The organism is Streptomyces sp. NPDC059169, assembly GCF_042755225.1.
In the GTDB taxonomy this organism is placed as follows: Bacteria; Actinomycetota; Actinomycetes; order Streptomycetales; family Streptomycetaceae; genus Streptomyces.
On the sequence record NZ_JBHZCF010000004.1, the window covers coordinates 121,346 to 144,998 of the forward strand.

At 71.8% G+C, this 23,653-nt stretch carries 22 protein-coding genes; 10 read left to right on the forward strand and 12 right to left on the reverse strand.

All coding sequences use genetic code 11. The features are described from left to right. Positions 1-189 precede the first annotated feature (189 nt). The 5 genes from ACFXOM_RS09110 to ACFXOM_RS09130 form a co-directional block, all read right to left on the reverse strand. Entirely contained in the window at positions 190-1,227 is a 1,038-nt protein-coding gene (locus tag ACFXOM_RS09110) for a TIGR04222 domain-containing membrane protein (RefSeq protein ID WP_385037490.1), read from the reverse strand. Between the two features lie 4 nt (positions 1,228-1,231). Continuing rightward, the gene (locus ACFXOM_RS09115; RefSeq protein WP_385037493.1) at positions 1,232-2,809 is read right to left on the reverse strand and encodes a DUF692 domain-containing protein; all 1,578 of its coding nucleotides are present in this window, start codon (positions 2,807-2,809) and stop codon (positions 1,232-1,234) included. 233 nt (positions 2,810-3,042) lie between these two features. Further along, complete coding sequence (locus ACFXOM_RS09120; RefSeq protein ID WP_384933648.1) at positions 3,043-3,828, reverse strand: DUF4142 domain-containing protein; 786 nt, start codon at positions 3,826-3,828, stop codon at positions 3,043-3,045. Positions 3,829-3,937: 109 nt separating this feature from the next. Next, the gene (locus ACFXOM_RS09125; protein ID WP_384933456.1) at positions 3,938-4,663 is read right to left on the reverse strand and encodes a peptidyl-tRNA hydrolase; all 726 of its coding nucleotides are present in this window, start codon (positions 4,661-4,663) and stop codon (positions 3,938-3,940) included. Positions 4,664-4,863: 200 nt separating this feature from the next. Beyond that, complete coding sequence (locus ACFXOM_RS09130) at positions 4,864-5,763, reverse strand: polysaccharide deacetylase family protein (RefSeq protein WP_385037496.1); 900 nt, start codon at positions 5,761-5,763, stop codon at positions 4,864-4,866. Positions 5,764-5,946: 183 nt separating this feature from the next. Here ACFXOM_RS09130 and ACFXOM_RS09135 point away from each other — a divergent pair, with 183 nt between their 5' ends. After that, complete coding sequence (locus ACFXOM_RS09135; RefSeq protein WP_385037499.1) at positions 5,947-7,269, forward strand: S1 family peptidase; 1,323 nt, start codon at positions 5,947-5,949, stop codon at positions 7,267-7,269. 248 nt (positions 7,270-7,517) lie between these two features. On the opposite strand, the gene ACFXOM_RS09140 is transcribed toward ACFXOM_RS09135, so the two are convergent. Further along, positions 7,518-7,979 (reverse strand): GNAT family N-acetyltransferase, encoded by a 462-nt coding sequence (locus tag ACFXOM_RS09140; protein WP_384933645.1) that lies wholly within the window; start codon positions 7,977-7,979, stop codon positions 7,518-7,520. Positions 7,980-8,359: 380 nt separating this feature from the next. Between ACFXOM_RS09140 and ACFXOM_RS09145 the strand changes: the two genes are divergently transcribed. After that, positions 8,360-10,717, forward strand: a complete 2,358-nt coding sequence (locus tag ACFXOM_RS09145) for an FGLLP motif-containing membrane protein (RefSeq protein WP_385037502.1) — start codon at positions 8,360-8,362, stop codon at positions 10,715-10,717. Positions 10,718-10,796: 79 nt separating this feature from the next. Here the strand turns inward: ACFXOM_RS09145 and ACFXOM_RS09150 are convergent, their stop codons facing one another. The 3 genes from ACFXOM_RS09150 to zapE form a co-directional block, all read right to left on the reverse strand. After that, the gene (locus ACFXOM_RS09150) at positions 10,797-12,155 is read right to left on the reverse strand and encodes an alkaline phosphatase PhoX (protein WP_385037505.1); all 1,359 of its coding nucleotides are present in this window, start codon (positions 12,153-12,155) and stop codon (positions 10,797-10,799) included. 224 nt (positions 12,156-12,379) lie between these two features. Continuing rightward, entirely contained in the window at positions 12,380-12,805 is a 426-nt protein-coding gene (locus ACFXOM_RS09155) for an OsmC family protein (RefSeq protein ID WP_384933442.1), read from the reverse strand. Positions 12,806-12,847: 42 nt separating this feature from the next. Then, positions 12,848-13,924 carry a cell division protein ZapE gene (gene zapE / locus ACFXOM_RS09160; RefSeq protein ID WP_384933439.1) on the reverse strand — a complete coding sequence of 359 codons (1,077 nt, stop codon included), beginning with the start codon at positions 13,922-13,924 and terminating at the stop codon, positions 12,848-12,850. Between the two features lie 156 nt (positions 13,925-14,080). Between zapE and ACFXOM_RS09165 the strand changes: the two genes are divergently transcribed. The 4 genes from ACFXOM_RS09165 to msrB all read left to right on the forward strand — a co-directional run bounded on the left by ACFXOM_RS09165 (position 14,081) and on the right by msrB (position 17,288). Continuing rightward, positions 14,081-14,845 (forward strand): pyrimidine reductase family protein, encoded by a 765-nt coding sequence (locus tag ACFXOM_RS09165; protein ID WP_384946580.1) that lies wholly within the window; start codon positions 14,081-14,083, stop codon positions 14,843-14,845. 104 nt (positions 14,846-14,949) lie between these two features. Next, positions 14,950-15,420: an indole-3-glycerol phosphate synthase gene (locus ACFXOM_RS09170; RefSeq protein WP_384933434.1), complete on the forward strand. Its 471-nt coding sequence runs from the start codon at positions 14,950-14,952 to the stop codon at positions 15,418-15,420. A 43-nt stretch (positions 15,421-15,463) separates the two neighbouring features. After that, entirely contained in the window at positions 15,464-16,858 is a 1,395-nt protein-coding gene (gene murC, locus ACFXOM_RS09175; RefSeq protein ID WP_385037508.1) for a UDP-N-acetylmuramate--L-alanine ligase, read from the forward strand. A 22-nt stretch (positions 16,859-16,880) separates the two neighbouring features. Beyond that, positions 16,881-17,288, forward strand: coding sequence for a peptide-methionine (R)-S-oxide reductase MsrB (gene msrB / locus ACFXOM_RS09180; protein ID WP_384933429.1), 408 nt, complete (start codon positions 16,881-16,883; stop codon positions 17,286-17,288). Positions 17,289-17,617: 329 nt separating this feature from the next. Here msrB and ACFXOM_RS09185 read toward each other — a convergent pair whose 3' ends face one another. Further along, positions 17,618-18,244 carry an ATP-binding protein gene (locus tag ACFXOM_RS09185; protein ID WP_384933426.1) on the reverse strand — a complete coding sequence of 209 codons (627 nt, stop codon included), beginning with the start codon at positions 18,242-18,244 and terminating at the stop codon, positions 17,618-17,620. Between the two features lie 58 nt (positions 18,245-18,302). Next, positions 18,303-18,689, reverse strand: coding sequence for a VOC family protein (locus tag ACFXOM_RS09190; RefSeq protein ID WP_385037671.1), 387 nt, complete (start codon positions 18,687-18,689; stop codon positions 18,303-18,305). Positions 18,690-19,011: 322 nt separating this feature from the next. On the opposite strand from ACFXOM_RS09190, the gene ACFXOM_RS09195 reads away from it, so the two are divergent. Both ACFXOM_RS09195 and ACFXOM_RS09200 read left to right on the forward strand, forming a co-directional pair. Continuing rightward, positions 19,012-19,686: a nucleoside/nucleotide kinase family protein gene (locus ACFXOM_RS09195; protein ID WP_385037511.1), complete on the forward strand. Its 675-nt coding sequence runs from the start codon at positions 19,012-19,014 to the stop codon at positions 19,684-19,686. A 415-nt stretch (positions 19,687-20,101) separates the two neighbouring features. Beyond that, positions 20,102-20,377, forward strand: coding sequence for a hypothetical protein (locus ACFXOM_RS09200; RefSeq protein ID WP_384933421.1), 276 nt, complete (start codon positions 20,102-20,104; stop codon positions 20,375-20,377). A gap of 218 nt (positions 20,378-20,595) precedes the next feature. Here ACFXOM_RS09200 and ACFXOM_RS09205 read toward each other — a convergent pair whose 3' ends face one another. Beyond that, entirely contained in the window at positions 20,596-21,153 is a 558-nt protein-coding gene (locus ACFXOM_RS09205) for a hypothetical protein (RefSeq protein WP_384933418.1), read from the reverse strand. A 268-nt stretch (positions 21,154-21,421) separates the two neighbouring features. Here ACFXOM_RS09205 and ACFXOM_RS09210 point away from each other — a divergent pair, with 268 nt between their 5' ends. Next, entirely contained in the window at positions 21,422-22,381 is a 960-nt protein-coding gene (locus tag ACFXOM_RS09210) for a hypothetical protein (protein WP_384933415.1), read from the forward strand. 99 nt (positions 22,382-22,480) lie between these two features. Then, positions 22,481-23,617, forward strand: coding sequence for a M24 family metallopeptidase (locus ACFXOM_RS09215; RefSeq protein ID WP_384933412.1), 1,137 nt, complete (start codon positions 22,481-22,483; stop codon positions 23,615-23,617). The last annotated feature ends 36 nt before the right edge of the window (positions 23,618-23,653 follow it).

A 23,653-nucleotide genomic window follows, 5' to 3' on the forward strand; every position in this document is an offset into this window, starting at 1 on the left:
TAGAGCGGCGTCCCTCTGCATGCTGCCCTAGGTAGCAAAAACACGGGGTTGGCGGGGGGGGGCCGGCCTCCTCCCCCCCCCCCCCCCCCGGCGCCCCCTTCTCGTTCAAGGCGCCCTGGACGCACGGGCGTCGTGCCCGCGGAACACGGGACGTGGCATCGCCGGGGCCCCTTCGGGAGCCGACGGGCGTCAGTCGGAGCCGCCGCCACCACAGCTGGAGCCCCCGCCGCAGCCGGAACCGCTGCTGCTGCCGCAGCCGGATCCGCCCCCCGAGCCTCCACCACAGCTGCCACCCGGGCCGGACGAGCCGCACGAGTCGCCGCCCGCGCCTCCGCAGCCTCCGCCACCGGAACCCCCGGAGTCGTGACCCGACGCGGCACACCACATGACCGCGCCGGTGGCGGCGTACGTCGCGGCGGGATCGAGCCCGCCGTCGGAGGTGTGCGTCCTGCCGGCGTGGTGGGAACCCCCGGCGCGGGCGCCCGCCGCAGCAGTCATCAGCTGCCTCCGGAACACCGGGTCCGTCAGCCCTCGGACCCCGCGCAGCGCCACCCGATGACCCGCGTCCGCGTCGTGGACGTGGGCCGCCCGGAACTCCCCGGCCGCCCGTCGGCCCGACGCGGTGACCCGGCGTCCCGCGGCCGACAGGCATACGATTCCGATGATCAGACCCGCCGGCCAAGCGGGCAGGACCTTCAGGACGAACGGGAACGGCAGACCCGTGGACCTGTCGTGTCCGGCGTACTCCACCACCGTCAGAGCGATGGAGAGCGGAAACACCAGGGCGCAGGAGACGAGCTGGACGACGCCCCAGGTGCGCCAGGTGCGGGACGTACCGGGCCGGAGCATCAGCCCGCGTGCGGCGAGCCCGTCGCCGATCTCCTGGACCGCGGGATTGCGCATCACGGCGAACCGCAGGGTGTGCAGCGCCCCGTTGGGCGCGACCGCGGCCTCGTGGACCACGGCGCGCTCGACCGGGTCGTGCGCCACCGGACGCACCACGGAGACGATGCCCGGCCCGCCCACCGCCAACCGCCCGTCGGCCTGCATCGCGGCGAGTGCCGTGTCCGCGGCGCGGGCGGGACCGCCGTACAGGAAGGCGGCCTCCAGCATGTCGTGGACGCGGCCGCCGGATGCATGGCGTGATGCCCTGGTCCCCCTGAACAGCAAGGCAGAGGAGAGGCCCACGGCGACGTACACCGCGACGGCGAGCAGGTTCACGAACACCGGGTCACCTCCTGACGAGTGCGGCGCGCGCAGCCCTGACGAGCCGTACGGAACGGCCCGGCGGCCGGGACCCGGCACGGTCCTGCCACCAGTGGGTGAGCCGCCGTCGCGCGACTGGGTCTTCCGGCCTCCCCGCGAGGAGGAGCTGCTCGGCGAAGTCCAGCGCGTCCCTGCGGTACCCGTCCCGCATGGGTCTCGACCTGGCGTACGCCAGGAAGGCGGGACGGTAGCCGCTCCCGAGGATGCGGGGCAGCTCCGGGGCCACCTTCGCCACGACTTCGGCCCGCTTGGCGGCAAGGGCCCGAACCTGCACGCGCAGTCGCCGCGGGTCGAAGCCCTCCGGCGCGGGGGTCCCGGCGACCAGTGCGGACAGTAGCGCCGCCTGGGCGAGTGCGAGCCGCTCGCGGGTGGTATCGCAGCGGGAGGTGGCGGGCGGGGCGGCTGCGGGAGCCCCGCCCGACTGTGCTCCCGGGGTCGCGTGGCCTCGGGGTACCGGGGGTGCCGGCAGCGCGACGTCCGGTACGGAGGCGTCCTCAGGCGTGCCGGGGCTGCCGGGGACGGCACTCCCCACGGTGGAGCCCCCCGCCGACGGGGCACGCGTGAGTGGGCCCGCCGTGGAGCCTCCCCCCGGAACCGGCACGGAACCCCACCCGACCCGTCCGGGCCGATCGTCGGCGTCCCGCCCCGTGCGGCCCTGCGCACCGGCGACCACCGCTTCCTGCCGGCCCGGCGCCACCACCGCGCGGATCGCCTCCAGCTCGGCAGCCAGTTCCTCGGCCGTGGGGAAGTCGTCGTCCCGTTCCAGCAGCACGCCCGGTGGGTCCGTCCGGGACCGCAGCTCCGCCAGGATGTCGAGGACCGGGCGGGGGACCGGATGGGCGTGGGTGTCGTGCCAGACGCCGTCGCGCTCCACGCCGCCCGCGACATGGACGTACGCGATCGCTTCGACGGGCAGTTCGGCGAGCGCCTTCAGCGGGTTCTCGCCGCGGTTGACGTGGTTGGTGTGCAGATTGGCGACGTCGACGAGGAGGCGCACACCGGTTCGTTCGACCAGCTCGGCCAGGAACTGCCCTTCCGTCAGTTCCTCGCCGGGCCAGCGGACGAGGGCGGCGATGTTCTCCAGCGCGAGGGGAACCGGCAGCGAATCCTGGGCGATGCGCACGTTCTCGCAGAGTACGTCCAGGGCGTCCCGGGTGCGCGGGACGGGCAGGAGGTGGCCGGCCTCCAACTGCGGCGTCGCAGTGAGCGGGCCTCCGGCCCGCACGAAGGCGATGTGCTCCGTGACGAGTGGCGAGCGAAGCACCTCGACCCGCTCCGCCAGGTCGGCCAGTCGCCCCGGGTCGGGGCGGTCGGCACCGCCGATGCCCAGGGAGACGCCGTGCGGGACGACGGTCACGCCGCGTTCCCTGAGCCGTACCAGGGAGGGCGGGAGGTGTCCCGTGCAGATGTTCTCCGCGACGACTTCGACCCAGTCGATGCCGGGGAGCTGCTCCACGGCGTCCGCGATCTCCGGACGCCAGCCGATGCCGGAGCCGAGTCTCCGCGGGTGTGCGGGCTGCCCGAGCCCTCCGGGTGCGTTCATGGTCCCCTCCTCTGCGCCGGCGGTCCGTGGGGTGCGGCGTGCTCGGGTAATGGCCCCGAAGGGCCGTCCCGAATCCAGAGGAGGGGACGTTCAGAGCTTCATTTGAGGTTCCGCCGTGCGGCTGCCGCTCACGGCGGAACCGTGTGCGTGCTGATCCGTACCGGTACGTACCTGGCCGAATCCGGGCCGATCTACGCCGGGCCGATCTACGCCGAGCCGAACCGGCCGGTCCGTCAGCCCGCCGGGCTCACTCCGGGTGCCGGGCGATTGGTGTTGACGGCCGTGGGAGCTCCGGGCTGCGTCGACGGTTGCGAGGTGGGTTGGACGTTCGCCCCCGGGGACGCCGGAGCCGGGGCCGGGGGGAGGTTGCCGTTCGGCGGAGGCGGACCCGTGGGGCTGGCGGTGGCTCCGCCCGCGGCCTCGTTGGCGATGGAGTCGAAGTCGACCATCCCGGTCCCTTCCAGCATGGTGATGTGGTCCAGCACCGTCTGGTTGGCGTCACTCGCGAGCTGTCGGATGAGCGTGTTCCGGGTGGTGTGGCGCACCTGGGCGATCAGTGAGAACACCTTGCCGTGCGCGTTGCGCAGCAGGTTCGCGAACTTGTACTCGTACTCCTTGCCGCTCGCCGCGGACAGTTCGCGCAGCCAGCCCTGCTGCTGCTCGTTGGGCTGGTTGGGCAACTGCACGCCGAGCTTCGCCGCCACGTCCCTGGCGCGCTGGTCGAGATCGGTGTGACCGACGATGAGGTGATCGCCCGCGTCCTTGATGGCCTTGCTCGGCGCGCGTTCGATCGCCTGCTGTCCGGCGGGGAGTTCCCACAGCCCCGCGAGGCGCACCTTCACGAGGAAGTCGCGGTCGGTGGCGGACAGCGGGCCCCACTGCGTCGCCACGGTCGAGGCGTTGAGGTTGGCCTGTCCGGTTCCGGAACGGTCGGCATAGGACCATACGGGGTAGGCGAGTGCCCCGACCGTGGCGATCAGCGCCGCGATGATGAGTGCTGAGCCGTTGATGCGCCGCAGCAAGTGTGCCTCCTGAGCCGTTATGCGTATCGCAGAACCGACCGGCTGCGAACCGGTGGTTCAACCTACTTGGCAGCACCAGGGGGTACGTACGAGGGAGCCGTCCCGTTCAACGGCCTGCGACACGGGTTCCGAACCAGAGGGGCGGCTCTGCGACGACCGTGCACGAGCCCGGGGCGATCTCCGTGAAGCCGGCGTCACGGACCGTGGGGAGACCGCTCGCCGTGAGTGCGTCCCAGCGGTCGGTTTCCGGCGTGCGGACGGTCAGCGGGAACCCCGCATCGCGCCACGCAGTGCGCTGTGGTCCGGTCATGTCCCACCACAGCAGCTGTGCCCCGTGCCCGACTTGCGCCATTTCCTTGCCCGTCGACATCTCCAGTGCCGGATTGAGCCAGAGCCGGGCCGGGGCGGCCGCCGCAGCGGCGGCCGGCTCCGCGGGGTCGTCCAGTTCGGTGCCCGACACCTGGAGCTTCGCCAGTTCCTTGGGCCAGCCGTCCAACGGCACCGGTGGGAATACCCGTACTTCGGCCGACTCGCCGGTCACCGTGATGCCCGGGAGCGCCGAGGCCTTCCGCCACTCTGCTCCGCGTGCCCGTCGGACCACCTTCCGGATCCGGGCGTCCTGCCAGGCGCGCACGGCCTGCGCCCATTCCCCGTCCCCCAGCGCCCGTTCGTCGGAGAGCAGCACCAGGACGGCGCGGGCCGCGGTCTGGAGCGCGTCGGTGCGGGACGGCGGGGCGGCCTTCTCGATCCGTACCACGAGGGGAAGGACGAACTGCGGGGCCTCGTCGCGCGCGGTGGGCTCCTGCTTGAAGGGGCTGTCGGTGCTGTTCACCTGCCCATTCTGCCAGCGGTGGTCCTGGCGGCGGCCGGTGGTCACCGTGACCAGTCGGCCGAGCGGTCGCTTGGACGACGGCGACGGCTGACGGGCTGACGGGGCGGGACGGAGGAGCGGCGAGGCCGCAGGGGGGCGTGTGAGCGGGGGATGCGGCGGTCGCCGAGGAGCGGGTCGACGTCGCCCCGTCGATCCGCTCCTTACTGCTGGCTTCCCCCTCCGGTGTCCGCGTGCCGCGCAGACATCGCGATCAACTCGGAGACCTTCACGAATCGGTAGCCGCGCCCGCGCAGTGCCGGGACGATCCTGCGGACAGCCTCGTCGGTGACGGGGGCGGCACTGCGTGTGCAGTGCATCACGACCAGGGAGCCGGGCTTCACCTTGGACAGCACTTCCTCCGCGACCGCACCGGGGTTCTCGGCGAAGGCGTCGCCGCTGACGACGTCCCACTGCACGGCCGTGACCCTCGCCGGGGCCAGGGCGCGCAGGGCGCGGTCGTCGTAGCAGCCGCCGGGGAAGCGGAAGTAGGGGACCACGTTCCTCACTCCTGCGGCGCGGAATGCGGCGAAGGCTCGTTCGACCTCGAAGGCCATCTGTTCCTTGCGGACCTCGGGAAGGCCGTAGCAGGGGGAAGCGAACGCATGGTGACTGTAGGAGTGGTTGGCGACTTCGAAGAGCGGATCGCCGCCGATGGAGCGTGCCTGGTCCGGGTACTCCTCCACCCATCTGCCCGTCATGAACACGGTCGACGGGACCTCGAGTCGCCGCAGCGAGGCGATCAGCGGGGGATTGTCGAAACGCTCGCCTCTCGCCGCCCGCGGTCCCTGATCTGCCGTCATATCGGCGTCGAAGGTGAGGGCCACGGTTTTCCCGGTGCTCCCGGCCGGAGCGGTGGACCTCTCGAAGACGGGGGCCAGGCCGGCTCGGCCGGGTGACAGGGTCGGCGGCTCTGCGGTGGCAGGGGGTTCGGGAGCCTGGGCCGCCGGGGGCGGGACGGTCGGCGGGGCGGCGGGAACGGGCTCACGTCCGCCCGTACCGCACCCGATCAGCGCGGCGGGGAGCACCGCGAGCGCCGCCAGTCGACGGACAAAGGTGGTCACTCAGAGAAAATATACGATCATCCGACTCATCGTGGTCACCGCCTCACTCTGATCGTCCGTCAAAAATATTTCTTTGCGGAGGCGATGAACAAAACGCGGTTCCGCATCCGTATGGATGGTCGGACGCGTCCCCCCGGTCCCTCTCCGGCGACCGGAGTCCGTACCCCCGCAGGAGGCGAAGAGTTGAGTCACAGGCGAATACCCAAGCGGAAAGCCATTCTCGCTGGAGCCGGGGCGGTGGGCATCGCCGCAGCGGCCATACTGCTGCCGAACGCCAACGCCTCGCAGGACGGGTCAGGCGACAAGAAGGACAACCCCAGAAAGCTGAGTGCAGCATCCGCATCGGACCTTCTCCAGCAGCTCGCCAAACAGCTCGGCGAGGACTCCTACGGCGGCGCTTATTACGACGCGTCGAAGCAGCAACTCGTCGTCAACGTCGTGGGCGACAACAACGAGGTGAACGTCGAGGTCAAGAAGGCCGGCGCGGTGGCGCGCAGCGTCCGGAACAGCCTCGCCTCACTGAAGACCGCGACCAGGACGCTGTCCAGCAGGGCGACCGTCCCCGGGACGGCCTGGGCGGTCGACCCCAGGACCAACCAGATCCTGGTCACCGCGGACCGTACGGTCACCGGCGGCCGCTGGGACAGGGTGGAGTCCGCGGTGAAGTCGCTGGGTGACGGGGTGGCCCGCGTCCAGAAGTCCAGAGGCGAGTTCAAGACCTTCGTCGAGGGCGGCGACGCCATCTTCGGTGGAGGCGCGCGCTGCTCCCTCGGCTTCAACGTCACGACGCAGGACGGAACGCCCGGCTTCCTCACGGCGGGCCACTGCGGTGTGGCAGCCCGCAAGTGGTCGGACTCCCAGAACGGCGCGCCGATCGGCACGGTCCAGGACGCCGTCTTCCCCGGCAACGGTGACTTTGCACTCGTGACGTACGACGATCCGAACACCCAGGCCGCCAGCTCCGTCAACGTCGGCAACGGCCAGAAGGTGGACATCAAGCAGGCGGCCGAGGCGGCCGTCGGCCAGCAGGTGTTCCGCATGGGCAGCACGACGGGCCTCCACGACGGTCAGATCACCGGCCTCAACGCCACGGTGAACTACCCGGAGGGCACCGTCACGGGGCTCATCCAGACAAATGTGTGTGCCGAGCCCGGTGACAGCGGTGGCGCGATGTTCACCAGGGACGGCAACGCGGTCGGCCTCACCTCGGGCGGAAGCGGTGACTGCACCGCCGGAGGTGAGACCTTCTTCCAGCCGGTGACGACCGCGCTGCAGGCCGTGGGCGCCCAGATCGGCAACGGCGGCGCTGGCGGCAACGGCGGAGCTGCGAACGCGGGTGCTGGTGACGGCGGCGCGGGGAACGCGGGTGCTGGTGACGGCGGCGCGGGGAACGCGGGTGCTGGTGACGGCGGCGCGGGGAACGTCGGAGACGGCGATGACGGTGGTGCCGATGCCGGTGTGGGCGGCAACGGCGGCGCTGTGAACGAGAACCGCCGGCACGGCTAAGGGTCAGGAAGGCCAGGAGGGGAGCGGCCCCGGGCATCGGCGGATGCCCGGGGCCGCGCCGTGTCGTCCGGCGGGTGGGGACAGCGGCGGCGTCCGGGCGGCGGAGCGGTTTCCCGTAGCTCGAAGCCGCCCAGAGCCGATCCTCACCATGGCACCCCACCGTGGCCACGGGGACCGCCGAGTCGCTGGTCCGCCGTCCGGCGACGGTCTTCGTAGCGGTCGTCGACGACGTGCGGCGACGGGACACATCACGCCGCCGCCGCATAGCACCGGATGACCACGAGCTGAGACGGACTCCACCGTTGCTCGACCGTCGCCATCAGTTTCCAGCCCAGCCGCTCGTACAAGGCCACGGCAGAGGTATCGGATGCCACGACGTCGAGCACCGGATGCACGCCGTGACGTCGTGCTTCCTCAACGGCGTGCCCGATCAGCAGTGCACCCATCCCGTGCCCCCTGGCCTGAGGAGAGACGAACAGTCGGCTGACCACCGCAGCCGGGGCTCTGCTCGCCCCGTTCCGCGCGCTCCACAAGCCGGCGGCCAGATCGCCCTCGCCGCTGCGGGACAAACCGACGTGGCCGACGAGACGGTCGTCGAGTCCAGCGACCCAGGCTCCCAACAGGGAAGTCCGTGACAACCACGCAACCGGCCGGTCGGGCCAGTTCACCGGATAGCCGTCACATCGGTGGACCTCCTCGAGGACCCGCACGCACGCATGGACGTCGGCCTGTGTCCTCCGTCGGACCCAGCGGTCCGGCCCTTCCACCGTGGTCCCGGAGTTCTCGATGCTCACTCCGGCATGGAAGCACAGGGCGCACAGGCACAACCAACCACTTCCGGCACCCGCCCCACGTCCGCCGGCCCGAAGCCGATGCGGTGGTCGGGCGCGAAGCGTGTGCCTGGCCGGCTCGGTGCTCCCGCGCGCCCGTGGGGCGCTTCCCGCGCGCCCGCCGAGCGGGAAGCGACGGCGGCGGCACGGACGTCCCACCCGTGGAGCCCGATGGAGCACGTCCGGGGGGAAGGGCGTGCGGGGCGGAAAGCGGGCGCGGCATGAGGTGGGGCGGGCCGGGGCGACGGGTGTTGCGAGCGTTGGCGCTCGCCTTCCTCGTGGCGGGTGCGGCGGTGCCGGGCGGAGCTGACGCCACCGCCGCGAACGGCGCGGAGCCGGCCGAAAGTACCGCTCCGACCACGGCAGGGCCGACGGACCCGCGGTCGCCCTCCGCTTCCACCAGCGGACCGAGGCCCACCCCCAGCCCCACCGGGACGGATGACACCCCGAGGCCCCCCGAGCCCCCCGCCGATCCGCAGCTCACGCTCTCCCCGGAACGGGTCGAGTTACGGGGGCGGGACTCCGCCCCCGTCCCGGTCTCCGTCAGCGGCACGGGCTTCGACTGTGATCCGGCGCGGGAAGGACGGGCCGGGCAGCTCACCCTCTCCATCGAGGGACAGGCATCGGTGTCCCTTCCAGCCGGTGACGAGGGTTCGTTCACGTACTCGGTTACCGTCCCGTCCGACACGGCCCCCGGCACCTACACGGTTCGCGCCCGCTGCATCGCCGGACCACCGGAGCGCCGGGCCTCCTTCAGGGTCGTGTCCGAGAGGACCCGGCCCGACCCCCACATCCATCTGTCCGTCGCCCACAGGAAGCAGGACGCTTCGGTGGGTGTCGACGGAAGCGGATTCTCCTGTGACGGGGCCGTACGCGTGCTCTGGGACGCCCTACCCTCCGCATCGGCGGCCCCCGGGGCGAGCGGGGGCTTCACGACCAGGCTCACCGTTCCTTCCTCCGCCGCGGAAGGCCGGCACGAGGTGACCGCCACCTGCGCGAGCCCCGCAGGTGTCCGGGACTCCCAGGCGTTCATCGTGGACCCGCCCGGACCCACCGGCCCGCCCGGACCCACCGGTCCGACGTCCGAGGTCACCATCCACATGACCGACTACCCCACCGCCTGCACCTCGGGCACCATCGTCGTCGGAGGCAGGGCCCTGCCGACCCGGCTGGACGACGACTCCGAGAAGGGCAATGCGGGTGAGGGGCGTTGGGAGTTCATCGACCTGCACGCGCAAGTCCCCGGTGACATCGAGGGGCGCATGCCCGTGGACCTCGACTGCCCCGGCCGGTCGCGCGAACGCGCGGGCCGGATGGACCTCCCGGCCGACCGGCTGTGGACCCTCTACCTGCCCCAGGGGACGCCGAAGAGGGAGGAACAGAAGACCGGGGCCATCGAGAAGCCTCCGCTGGGGATCACGCCGCCTCCCTCGCCCACGCCGACCGACACCGGAACGCCGTCCGCTCCGACCGACACCGGATCGCCGTCCGCTCCGACCGGTGCGGGCAGCTCTCCGTCACCGAGCCGGTCCGGCGGCCCGCCCGCCTCCGGCAGCCCGCCCGGCAGGCACGAGGAGGGCGACCACCGGACCGTCGGTCTCGTAGGGGCCCTGCGTACCCCGTCGGACGTCTCCTGGGCGCTGAAGGACCTGGCGGGATCAGCGGGCATGGCTGCCTGGTTCCTGTTGTTGGTCCTGCTGTTGGAGAAGGCGTTCCCGCCCCACCTCGCCGAGAACGCCGTCAGCCGTTGGTGGCGCCAGCGCCGACGGGCGTCCCGGAACGGCGGTCGACCCAGGGCGGCCCGGCTCCCCGGCTGGGTCCGGATGGGCTGCTACGCCATCCTCGGCGGGGCACTGGAGTGCTGGGCCGACGCCGACACGGCGATGACCGCCCGGTCCGCGGTGAAGGCGCTGGGCGCGGCCTTCGGCGTCCTCGTCATCCTCGTCACCTACGAGAAGACGAAGGATTCGCTCCTGCGTCCCGGCCGGGGCGGTGTCCGGGCCGAACTGCGCGTCGTTCCCGTGGGGATCGCCCTGGCGCTGGTGATGGCGTTGTTCTCGCGCGTGCTCGAGTTGCCCGTCCCGTACGTCTACGGCCTCGTCGCGGTCTACACGCTCCTCGCTGAACCGCCCCGCCGGGAACCCGACACCCCTCCCTCCGGCATACCCGACGGGCAGGCGGTCCTGCTCGGCGGCATGTGCGTGCTGGCGGCCTCGCTGGCCGTATGGATCCTCGGGGGACCCCGGGTCGAGGCCGCTCGCCAGTCCTCGGAGGACAGCCTGACGTACGTGATCGGCTACGCGCTCGGACTCGCCGTCGTCGCCGGTGTGCAGGTGGTCGTCTTCGGCCTGCTGCCACTCTCCGGGATGGACGGCCACACCCTCAAGTCCTGGAGCAGGCCCGCCTGGTACGGCCTGTACCTGGTCGCCTTGGTCTTCTTCTTCCACGTCACCCTGAACACGGTTCACCCCGGAGCCGGTTCGGGCCCGGCCGTCTCGGAGGACCTGCGCTGGCGGACCCTGGGCATCGCCACGGCACTGTTCATCGGGGCGTGGCTGCTGTCCGTGGGCCTGCGGAAGGCCGCGGCCAGGGAGGAGCGGCGCGCTGCGGCGCACTGACCCGACTCCCTGCCCACGGGCACGGTCGTGGGCGGCGAGCAGCGCTGCACCTACGTCCCGGCACCGGGCGACGACCGGGTCAGTGCCAGCGACCCGTGACGGCGAAGGTGGTTCCCGGGTCGTAGCAGTTGACGTACATCGTCCTGCCGTCGGGCGAGAAGGTGACGCCCGCGAACTCGCCCCACGCGGGAGCTCTGGTGGTGCCCGTGTTCTGACGGTTGCGGGCCATCGCGTAGACCTCGCCGCGCCGCGTCAGCCCGTAGACGTGCTGCGCCCCGTTGCCGTCCTCGCACACCATCAGCCCGCCGCTCGGCGCGAGGCAGATGTTGTCCGGTGACTCGCCGGGCAGTCGGACGTCCGTGTCCGGGCCGAAGACGATCACGAGGGTGAGTCGGCGCCGGTGCGGATCGTACCGCCACACCTGTCCGAAGTGGTCGGCCGCCGAGCCGTCCGCGCTGTGCGCGAAGCTACAGACGAAGTAGACGGACGAGCCGCCCCAGTAGCACCCTTCGAGCTTCTGGGCGTGCGTGATGCCCTTCGGGCCGAAGTCCTGCAACCGGATCGGAGTCCGCCGCGCCAGCGGGTCGGGGACGCGGACCCATTCGATGCCGTCGAACGACGCGCCGGTCTCCTGGATCGCGGAGAGGTCGGGTACGCCCGGCACCCGCATCGCCTCCAGCGTGCCGCCCGCCCGGAGCGAACCCGTCCCGCCCAGCGGCTTCTCGGGCAGGAAGCGGTAGAACAGGCCGAACGGTTTCACGAACGCGTCCTCGGTCTCGTACACGGTCCCGTTGCGCGGATCGACGGCGATGGCCTCGTGCTGGAAGCGGCCCATCGCGGTCAGTGGTACGGCTCCGGTGCACTGCGGGTCGGCGCCGTCGACCTCGAAGACGAAGCCGTGGTCCTTGGCGTACCCGTTGGTCCCGGCCTTGTCCTCGGTCTCCTCGCAGGTGAGCCAGGTACCCCAAGGCGTGTGTCCGCCTGCGCAGTTGACGGCCGTGCCGGCGATCGCGACGCGTTCGCCCAGTACCCTGTTCCGGCCGTCCAGGGTGATCGCCGTGCACCCGCCCTTGGCGCCGGGGTCGTAGGTGAGGCCGGCGACCGTGGGGACCGCGACGGCGGCGTCCGCCCGGTTCTCGTGGTTCCGCACGAGGTGGACCCGCCCGCTGCGGCCCGCGAAGGCGGCCATGCCGTCGTGGTTGCTCGGCACCGGCCCCTCACCGGATCGCAACTGGTCGCCCTGTCGGGAGAGCACTCGGTAGCAAAAGCCCTTCGGCAGGTCGAGAAGCCCGTCGGGGTCGGGGACGAGCGGGCCGTAGCCGGCGTGGCCGCGGGCGGCGGAGGTGCCCGTGAAGAGCTCGGTGAAGGCTCCGGTGAAAGCGATACCGGCGAGCGACGCAGATGTACGCGCGATGGCGTGACGTCGTGTCACTGACATGAGGCGACCTTCCTGTGGGCAGACGCCCCCGGCGCCGAAGGCTCTGGGGGAGGACAGGAGATGTGACCCGCATGTGTGTAGCACGCATCTGAAGGCGCGTGAAGCACGCGCGCCACCGTGACCCCGTGGGAAACCTGTGCCGCAGGGTCCGTGGGGGCGTCACGGCCGGCCCGTGCGGCAGTCCGTGCGGCACCGACCGAGCCGGTGCCGCACGGCGTGCGGTGTTACGTGAGCTTGGCGGTGAGAGTGATGTTCGTCCCCGCGAGGGCCTGGCTCACCGGGCAGTTCTTCTTGGCCTCCTCGGCGGCGGCCTGGAAACCCTGCTCGTCCAGGCCGGGCACCTGGCCCTCGACGGTGATGTGGATCCCGGTGATGCCCTCGCCCGGCTGGAAGGTGACGTCCGCCTTGGTCTCCAGGCGGGTGGGTGGCGTACCGGCACCCGTGAGCCCGTGCGAGAGGGCCATCGAGAAGCAGCTGGAGTGGGCGCCGGCGATCAGCTCCTCGGGGCTGGTCTTGCCGTTCGCCTGCTCGGCGCGCGACGGCCAGGAAACGGGGAAGTCCCCGATGCCTGAGGAGTCGAAGGTGACGACGCCCGAACCCGTGAGCAGTTCGCCTTCCCAAACGGTGTGCGCCTGACGCGTGGTGGCCATGATGGATCCCTTCTCAGTGAATCGGTCCCAACCGGCCCCAACCTACTGGTCGACGAGCCCCTTCGCGTCGCGGGCCAGCGCCGTCAGCCGGGAGATTGCCCGGAAGTACTTCTTCCGGTAGCCGCCCTTCAACATCTCTTCACTGAACAGTCGGTCGAAGGGGAGGCCGGAGGCGAGGACCGGGACCTCGCGGTCGTACAACCGGTCCGCGAGGACGACGAGACGCAGCGCGGTGGACTGGTCGGGCACCGGCTGGACGTCGGTGAGGCACACGGCCCGCAGGGCGTCGGTCAGGGCCCCGTACCGGCTGGGGTGGACGCTCGCGAGGTGCTCAAGCAGTGCGGGGAAGGCGTCCAGGGAGGCGCCCTGGGTCGCGTGGGCGGCCTTGGCGACCTGCTCGTCGGAGAACGGCGCGGGTGCCTCGGGCAGCCCTCGGTGGCGGTAGTCCTCGCCGTCGATCCGCAGCGGCCGGAAGTGCGCGGAGAGCCCCTGTATCTCGCGGAGGAAGTCGGCGGCGGCGAAGCGGCCCTCGCCGAGCTTGCCGGGCAGGGTGTTGGAGGTGGCGGCGAGGGCGACGCCCGCGTCCACGAGCTTGCCGAGCAGAGTCGAGACGAGCACCGTGTCGCCCGGGTCGTCCAGCTCGAACTCGTCTATGCACAGCAGCCGGTGGCCGCTGAGGGTCTTCACCGTCTGCTGGAAGCCCAGCGCCCCGACCAGGTTGGTCAGCTCCACGAACGTGCCGAAGGCCTTCAGTGACGGCTCGGCGGGCGTCGCGTGCCAGAGGGAGGCCAGGAGATGGGTCTTGCCGACTCCGTACCCGCCGTCCAGATAGACCCCGAGCGGTGCAGTGGGTGCCGCGGGCTTCCGGGTGAACCACCGGCGCTTGCCGCTGCCGCTGGCGTGCGCTCCGCCGAGGCCCGCCGCGAAGGAGCCCAGGACCGTGACCGCCTCGGCCTGGCTGGGCTGGTTCGGGTCGGGTACGTACGTGTCGAAGCGGACCGCGTCGAAGCGCGGCGGCGGCACCATCTCGGCGACCAGGCGGTCGGCGGGGACGTGGGGCTCGCGGGCGCACAGCGAGAGCGGGGCCGCTTCGGTTATCGGGGAGGTCGACACAACCATCCACTGTACTGAGTCGCCGCGCACCGGGGTCCGGACGGTCATGCTCAGGTCAATCGGCTGCCCGGGGCCCCTTCGCGGACGGGGTGCGGCGGGGGCTGGGGGCGGGGGGCGTCGAGGCGGGGCGAAGACGGGCCGTACCGTGCCAGACTGCTCGGTATGCGACGCCTGTTCCCTGTGACCGATCCGACAGTCGACACCACCGACCGTGAGTGGGGGCTCGACGAGCTCGCCGACGCTTATGCGTATCCAGCGGCAGAAGGCGCCTGGCTGCGGGCGAACATGGTGTCGTCCCTGGACGGGGCGGCCCAGCACGACGGACGCTCCCAACCGCTCTCGTCCGACACGGACATGCGGATCTTCGGCACCCTGCGGGCCCTGGCCGATGTCGTGATCGCGGGTGCGGAAACGGTACGGCAGGAGGGCTACCGCCCGGCTCGGGCTCGCGAGGCCTTCGCCCAGCGTCGTGCGGCCGCCGGGCAGGGACCGGCTCCGGCGGTCGCGGTGGTCAGCGCGAGCCTCGATCTCGACTTCTCGCTGCCGCTGTTCACCTCGCCCTTGGTGCCGACTCTGGTCCTGACCGGAGCGGCGGCTGCTCCCGAGCGGATGGCGGCCGCGGAGAAGGCGGGGGTGGAAGTGCTGGTCGCGGGGGACGGCCCGGGGGTCGACCCCGACCGTGCCGTACGGGCGCTCGCCGGTCGCGGCATGCGGCGGCTGCTCACCGAGGGCGGGCCGCGGCTGCTGGGGCAGTTCGTAGCGTCCGGGGTGCTGGACGAACTCTGTCTGACGCTGTCGCCGACCCTCGCCGCGGGGGACGCCCAGCGGATCGCCGGCGGGCCGTCGCGGGCGGTGCCGGAGCGTATGGCGCTGGCCTCCGTACTGGAAGAGGAAGGGTTCCTTTTCACCCGATACCGTCGGATCTGACAATCGGCGGAATTTACAGTTCCGGTTAGCCGGAGCTGGGCACACTACTCTCAGTTCCCCGTGCGCACACGGGGAAGGATGGTTTCCGCAGAAGGGCTCCTGAGGTGTTCACAAGCGTATTGATGATCGAGAAGCCCCTCACGTCCACCGACGTGGACTTCGTCACCACGCTGCACGGGGACGAGCCGGTCTCCTTCATCGTCCTCATGCAGCCGCGCGGCGACCAGGCCGACCTCCTGCTGCGCGCCATCGACGACGTGGCCATGGGGGAATTGAAGGATGCCGTCCGGGAAGGGGAGGAACCCGAGGGCAACGCCGCGAGACAGCCCGCCGAACGCGCCCTCGAACACTCGCTGGCAGCGCTGCGCGCCACCGGGTCCGAGGCCGTCGGCCAGGTGGTCGAGGACCATCCGCTGGACAAGATGAAGGCCGTCGTCGACGAAGCGGACGCGGACGAGGTCATCGTCCTGACCGCTCCCCACTACGTGGAGGAATTCTTCCACCGGGACTGGGCCTCCCGGGCCCGGCACAAGGTCGGCGTACCGGTGCTCAAGCTCTTCGCGCACAGCGAATAGGCTGGGCACCTCGCACGACGTCGCACCCCTGGGAGACACAGTCATGGCAACCGGCATCCCCCCCGCCATGGAACGGCCGCACTTCATCGGCATCGGCGGCGCCGGGATGTCCGGGATCGCCAAGATCCTCGCCCAGCGCGGGGCGCACGTCGCCGGCAGCGACGCCAAGGAGTCGGCCACCGCGGACGCGCTCCGGGAGCTCGGGGTGACCGTGCACATCGGACACGCGGCCGAGTACCTCGCGGAGGACGCGTCGTGCGTCGTCGTCTCCAGTGCCATCCGCGCAGACAACCCCGAGCTGGCCCGCGCCGCCGAGCTGGGCGTGCCCGTGGTCCACCGCTCCGACGCGCTCGCCGCGCTGATGAGCACGTCGCGCACCATCGCCGTCGCCGGTACCCACGGCAAGACCACCACCACGTCGATGCTCGCCGTCGCCCTGACCGAGCTGGGCCTCGACCCGTCGTACGCGATCGGCGGCGATCTGGCGGGGCCCGGCACCAACGCCAGCCACGGCGACGGGGAGGTCTTCGTCGCCGAGGCCGACGAGAGCGACCGCAGCTTCCAGAAGTACGACCCGGACGTCGCGATCGTCCTCAACGTCGAACTCGACCACCACGCCAACTACGCGTCGATGGACGAGATCTACGAGTCCTTCGAGGCCTTCGTCGCCAAGATCCCGCACGGTGGCTCGCTGGTCGTCGGCGAACACGCCGGCGCCCGGGAGCTGGCCGCGCGGGTGTCCGCCCGCGAGGACCTGACGATCGTGAAGGTCGGCGAGGACGAGGACGCCGACGTCCGCATCGTCGCCATCACGCCGAAGGGCATGACCAGCGAGGTCACCATCACCCTGCAGGACCGCGGCGAGATCACCTTCACCGTCTCCGTCCCCGGCCGTCACTACGCCCACAACGCCGCCGCCGCACTCGCCGCCGGCATCCGCACGGGCGTCGACCCCGTCGGGCTGGCCCACGCACTGACCGCGTACACCGGGGTCGGCCGCCGTCTACAGCTCAAGGGCGAGACCAAGGGCGTCCAGGTGATCGACTCGTACGCCCACCACCCCACGGAGATGACCGCCGATCTCGAAGCGATGCGCGCCGCGGCGGGCGACTCCCGGCTGCTGGTCGTCTTCCAGCCGCACCTGTTCTCCCGAACCCAGGAGCTCGGCACGGAGATGGGCCGGGCCCTGGCCCTCGCCGACGCCTCGGTCGTCCTCGACATCTACCCCGCCCGCGAGGACCCGATCCCCGGCGTCACCAGCGCCCTGATCACCGACGCCGCGACCGCGGCGGGCGCCGACGTGACCACCGTCCACGACAAGACGGCCGTTCCCGAGGTGATCGCGGGAATGGCCGAGCCCGGTGATCTCGTTCTCACCATGGGGGCGGGCGACGTCACGGACCTCGGTCCGCAGATCCTCGCCCACCTGACGAACTGAGTCCGAACCGAGGAGAGCGAGCATGGCGTACGACGTCGAGAAGCCGGACGAGCAGTGGCGAGCTGAGCTGACCCCCGCTGAGTACGCCGTGCTGCGCCAGGCCGGCACCGAGCCTGCCTTCACCGGTGAGTACACGGACACCAAGACGAAGGGTGTCTACTCGTGCCGAGCGTGCAGCGCGGAACTCTTCACCTCGGGTGAGAAGTTCGCGTCCCACTGCGGATGGCCGTCCTTCTACGATCCGAAGGACAGCGACGCGGTGGAGCTCGAGTCCGACCGTTCACACGGGATGGTGCGGACCGAGGTGCGCTGTGCCCGTTGCGGGTCGCACCTGGGGCACGTATTCGAGGGCGAGGGCTACCCGACCCCAACGGACCAGCGGTACTGCATCAACTCGATCTCGCTCAGGCTGGTTCCGGACGCGGAGTGACCCCGGGGCTTCCCGTCGGCGCTTCGCGGCGCATGGCTTCGGGGTTGCCGTGGGGGGCGCGGATCCAGGAGAGGGTGGGGGAGTGGATGGAGGGGCGAAGCCGTAGGAGACGGTGGCCCGTTGGTCCTCCGTGAGGTCGGGGCGGAGGCGCGGTGGCGCCTCGGACGGAAGGGGCGGGGGCCACGGCCAGTACGGCGATGTGGGCCCCGCGTCGGCCGGAGACGGACGAGGGATGAAGCGATCCCGTTCCGCCAGTCGGCCGTTCGTGGTCGGCCGGCGGGTAAAACGGAGACGCGCGGCCGACGACGGACACGGGAGAGCCCGGCCGTTCAGCCAGTCCTGCGATCGTCGACCCGGACGGACAGTTGAGGCCACCCGGTGAGGAGCCCGGCCATCGCGTCGGGAGGCACGTCCCCTGCGGTACACAGGTCGGGGTCCGGGGAGAAGCGGACGGTCGTCCCGGTCGTGCCGTCGTCTTCGATCGGTGTCAGATCCGTTGCGGGAACACCGTGTAGGTAGTGCTGGACCCAGGACCCCTCTGCACGGCGGTTGACGTGCACGAGTTGTCCGCTGAGCGCGGCGACGACGGACATGCCCCGACGGGGCCGGCCGTCGGGAAGCAGCGGTGCGTCCGGTTGGTCGAAGAACCGGAGGTCCTTCGACGCCATGACGGGCTTCTTCACGGCTCGCCCCCGGTCGTCGAAGCGGGTGTCTGTGCCACGCCCGTCGTCCGCGACGGACACCGACCCGTCGGCGTGGAATGTGACCGTGCAGTGCCCTCCGCCCCTCGCGTCCGCCTCGTCGGCCGCGTAGGCGACGACTTCGAGGATCAGGTGCGGCAGCCCACCCGGGGCGAAGGCGGCCGGATCGCTCCTGATGTACGAGAGGTGGTCGGCGTCCACGTCCTTCGTCCAGTCGTGCGTCGTGTTCCGCCACGTAGCCCTGGTCGCGTCCATCGGACGAGTATGGCGATCGTGCGGCGGGGTCACGACCGGAGGAGTCCGTGCAGCGACCTCACGCGGGCTGCAGCAGGTCCCAGCGGTTGCCGTACAGATCCTGGAACACCACCACCGTGCCGTACGGTTCGCGGCGGGGCTCCTCCAGGAAGCGCACGCCCGCCGCCGTCATCCGCGCGTGGTCGCGGGCGAAGTCGTCGGTGTGCAGGAAGAATCCCACCCGGCCACCGGTCTGGGCGCCTACGCTCGCCTGCTGTTCCTCGCCCGCGGCGCGGGCGAGGAGCAGGTCGGTGCCGCCGCCACCGCCGGGCCGGACGACCACCCACCGGGACCCGTCGCCGCGGTCGGCGTCCTCGACCAGGGTGAAGCCGAGGGCATCGCGGTAGAAGGAGATGGCTTCGTCGTAGTCACGCACGACCAGCGTGACCAGGGCGATGCGGGGCAGCGACGTGGACATCCGTGTTCTCCTCGGTGGGGGTGCCCCAGTATCGCCCACGCACGTCCGCCGACGCACCCGCCGCCTGGTCCTCCGGCGCCCAGGGCTCCGGGAACGGGCCGCGGTCTCCGACCGCCTCCGTCACCGTCGGCCGGCCGTGCCCCTCCGCACCCGGCTCGCGAGCCGCCGGACGGTCCGCGCCGTCAACTCCTGGTCTGCGCCGGACGCATTCCCGATCCGCGAAGAGGGTGCCTGGCGAAGAGGATGCCTTGGTCCGTACGAGCGACCATGGCGGTACCCGTCGAGAGGCTCCAGTACGGGACAATGCGGCATGGATCCGTCGATGGAGCAGCTCGTGGACCGCGCCAGGCGGCTGACCCACCCCGGACGACGTCATCTGCTCGGGATCGCGGGTCCGCCCGGGGCGGGAAAGAGCACGCTGGCGGAACAGCTCGTGGCACGGCTTGCCGGGAGCGCCGTCCTCGTACCCATGGACGGTTTCCACCTCGCGCAGGTCGAGCTGCGGCGCCTCGGACGGATGCAGCGCAAGGGCGCCCCGGACACGTTCGACGCCGCCGGGTACGCCGCACTGCTCGCCCGGCTGCGGGGGCCCGAACGCGGCACGACCGTGTACGCACCCGCGTTCGACCGGGGGCTGGAAGAGCCGGTGGCGGGCAGCATTCCCGTCCCGCCGGACGTCCCGCTCGTCGTCACCGAAGGCAACTACCTGTTGCACGACGAGGGCCCCTGGGCGCAGCTCCGCACGCTCCTCGACGAGGTGTGGTACCTGCACTTGGACGAACGGTTCCGCGTGCAGCGCCTCGTCGACCGTCACGTGCGCTTCGGAAAGGAGCGTGCGTACGCCGAGCGGTGGGTCAGGGAATCGGACGAGGTGAACGCGCGCCTGGTGGCCCACGGCAGGTACCGCGCCCATCTCACCGTCCGGATGGATCCGGTCCGGGATCCGGGCGCTGGCACCGCTGCCGGCCCGGCGCCCGGGGCGTGATCTGATCCGGGCGCAACCGATGCGCGAGCACGCCGGCGGTGGGGAGCGGTGCCCGGGAACGGCCGCGGGGCCAGTGCCGTCGCCGAGCGCCCGCCACAGGAGGCCACGATCTCGTCCGTGTGGTCGAATGCAGGTCGTCGCGGACGGCCAGGATGAATCTCCCGTACGCGCCCGGCGCGGCGTGCCCCGCGGCGAGCGGCGGCCGCCGGCCCGTGACAGGGGGTACTGGTGCTCCTCGACCAGCTGACGATGCGGGCGGGCAGCGCGGCGGGTGCCTCGCCGACGCGTATGGCCGCGCGGGCCGGGGCGACAGCGGCCGTGGTGGGGCTCATGGACCGGCTGCTCGTCGCCCGGTCGGCCGAGACCATGCTCCGGCGGGAGGCGAGCAAGCAGCAGGCACCAAGACGCTCCCGCGGTGCCGGTCGGTGCCGGTGCCGACGAAGCGTGGCAAGGGCTGTGGGAGCGGCTCGCAGCCGACATCGGGTCGATTCCCGAGATCGAGTGCGAGCGCCAGCGGCGCGTGAGCGCCCGTAGAGGACACAGCGTCGACGCGACCCACCCGCCGACCCATCTGCGTCGCGAGTGCCTGCTGCGCGCGGCGCCGGTGGACGCGGCCGTCGTGACGGCGAGAGTGAACGGCGGATCGCCGCAGAGTTGGCCGAGGCCCGGGCGGTCCTGGCGCAGCGGGTGATGCGGGACGGGCTCGGGGGACAGCGGGTTGCACGCGATCCGTGACCCGTGATCCGTGATCCGTGATCCGCGACCCGGTCGGGCGGTGCGTCATCGACGGGCCGCGCACCGGGCGCACCGGCTGAGCAGGTCGGCCCGCCGATGCGTACCACTCGGTGCCCCGTCGCCGGATCGCGACCGGTCGGCGGGGCACCAACAGCAGAGGCACGCGGGACGCCGTCACGCAGGGGTTTTCGAGCCCAGCGCACCGGGGGCTGCGGGGACCCAGTCGGGCAGGTCCCGCGCCGGGTCCGGTGCGTTCATCCGGACCCGCCAGCCGTCCTCCCCTCCCACACCGTCGAGCCGTACGTCGACGGCCGCCCGCTGGGAGGTGCCGTGGAAGTAGAGCACGACCGTCTGGCGCTCGCCCCCCTCGTCGTAGAAGTCGGCTGTGACCTTTCCCCGCGCCCCCGTGCGGAAATGCCTGATCCAGGCGCCGGCGGTCGCTTGCGTCTCGCTCCGCGTGCCGTCACTGCCGGCGAGTGCCCGCAGGGCGTCCGCGTCTCCGTCGGCGATTCGCCAGACGACCTGTTGTACGACCTGCAGGGATCCCGAGGACGGGTAGCCGACCACCCGGAGCGGTTCGTGTTCGGCGTAGTCCTGGGCGTAGCGGGAAGGGGCGTCGTCCGTGAGCGAGCACGACGGGAGCACGCAGAGCGCCAGCGTGGTCACGGCGGCCCTCGCGGTCCGTACCGCAACGGAGGCGGGCCGTGCCGCAACGGTGGTGCGTGTGGTCATGTGTGCGTCCCCCCGGGGCGAACACCGGGCGGTTCCGGTGCAGCAGGGAAGGTACTGCACCGCTCGGCCGGCGGTTCCGCTGGTCCCGGGCGGGAGGCGCCGTGCCCCTGCGGGCCGCCGGGCCGTGACCGTGGGCGTGGGCGACGGACCGGGACGGTCGCCGCAGCGCCACGGGGCCGACTGCACGAGTGACGGTGCGGTAGGTACGCTCGAAACCTGAGCACACGCACAGGAAACCAGAGGGCAGACAGCACGAGCGGGGGTTGACGTGGGGCTGTTCCGGCGAGGACCCAAGCGTGACGGGACGGATGTGCCCCGGGACGCCGAGTTCGCCTTCCTCTCGGTGGGCGAGGGCGCACGCTTCCGCGCACAGGTGCGGGAGGCGTTCGCGGAGCAGGGCCTTGAAGTCACCGTCTACGCGGACGTGGTCACCGACAGCGCCGGTCGCCAGTTCGGTCTCGCCAATCTGGCGGCCGTCTGCCACAACGACGACCGGGGTCCCCGGGTGTGGCCCACGGTCATTCGCCAGCACGTCGGCATGGTGCTGCGCACCATGGACGCCCCGTCCGCCCTGGACACCCTGTCGCCGGACCAGATCCGCGCCCAGCTCTACCCCCGGGTGATCGGATCGGACGGCCTCGACCGGAAGACGTTCCGCTACGCCAGATCGCTCGCACCGGGACTCAGCGAGGTGCTCGCCCTCGATCTCCCCGAGAGCGTCATGATGCTCACCGACGACGCCCTGGAGCCGCTCGGCGACGTACCGGGGCTGCGTGAGCGTGCCATGGCCAATCTGCGCGGGCTGCCGATCGAGGGCCACGAGACGGTCGCGGACGCCGGGGGCATGTGCTTCGAAGTGGTCGTCGGCGACTCGTTCTACACCGCCAGCCGGGTCCTGGTACTCGACGCGCTCGTCCGGCAGGTCACCGGGCAACACATCACGGCCGACGGGGCGCTGGTGGCGCTCCCCTTCCGGCACCAGCTCGCGTTCCACGTGATCCGGGACAGCAGCGTCATCCCCTCGCTGAACGCCATGGCCGCGTTCGCCGCATCCGGGTTCGCGGACACCCCCGGGGCGATCACCCCGTTCGTCTACTGGTGGCGGGGTGGGACGCTGACCCAGCTCAGCGACCGCGACGTGGACGGCGACGGATTGCGGATCGTGGTCGGCGGGGAATTCCGGGACCTGTTGGAACGTCTCGTCGCGCACGGTCGCGACGAGGACTGACCGCTCGGGGACTGACCGGCGCGGCCCGCCCCCGGCACGGGCCGCGGAACACGGTCGTCGGGGTCGGCCGGCACTGTGAACGAGTCGAGGAGGAGCCCCATGTCCACCGCTTCCCAGCCCGTGCCGCCCGCGCCCTTCACCGCCGACGACTACCGGGCCAGGATGGTTCGTGCGGCCCGCTCCGCGGCCGAGGCGGGGCTCTCCGGCCTCCTCGTGGCGCCCGGGCCCGACCTCGCGTACCTCACCGGCTACGCGCCCCCGGTCACCGAACGGCTCACGACGCTCGTGCTCGTCGAAGGACAGGACCCAGTCCTGGTCGTGCCCGCCTTGGAGGCCCCCGACGCCGGACACGCCACCGGTGCCCCCGCCCTGTCCCTCCGTCCCTGGACCGACGGGAAGGACCCGTACGCCGTCACGGCTGCGCTGTTGGAGGGCAAGGGGCGGTTCGGGATCAGCGACAACACGTGGGCCATGCACCTGCTCGGTATGCAGCGCGAACTGCCCGGCACGACGTACACGGCCCTCACGGACGCCCTGCCGCTGCTGCGCGCGGTGAAGGACGCGCGCGAACTCGACCGGATGGAGGCCGCCGGGGCGGCGGCCGACGAGGCCTACCGCGAGGTCCTCAAGGTCCGGTTCTCCGGCCGCAAGGAGTCCGACATCGCCGCCGACATCGCCGCACTGCTCCTGCGCTTCGGCCATTCCCAGGTCGACTTCACCATCGTCGGCTCGGGACCGAACGGCGCCGATCCGCACCACGAGGCGGGCGAGCGCACCATCAGGGAGGGCGACATGGTGGTCCTCGACTTCGGCGGCCTCAAGGACGGCTACGGGTCGGACACCACCCGCACCGTGCACGTCGGCGAGCCGTCCGAGGAGGAGCGGCGCGTCCACGACGTCGTGCGCGAGGCCCAGCAGGCGGGGTTCGAGGCGGTGCGACCGGGCGCAGCGTGCCAGGACGTCGACCGCGCGGCGCGCGCGGTGATCGAGGAAGCCGGGTACGGGGAGCACTTCATCCACCGCACCGGTCACGGGATCGGCGTGACCACTCACGAGCCGCCCTACATGATCGAGGGCGAGGTGCTCCCGCTCGTCCCGGGCATGTGCTTCTCCGTCGAACCGGGCATCTACCTTCCCGGCCGCTTCGGGGTCCGCATCGAGGACATCGTGACGGTGACCGAGGACGGGGGCCGCCGCCTCAACAACACCCCACGGGAGATGGCGATCGTCGCATAGCGGGCGGTGCCCGGGGAGCGGCGCGTCGCCCGCCCG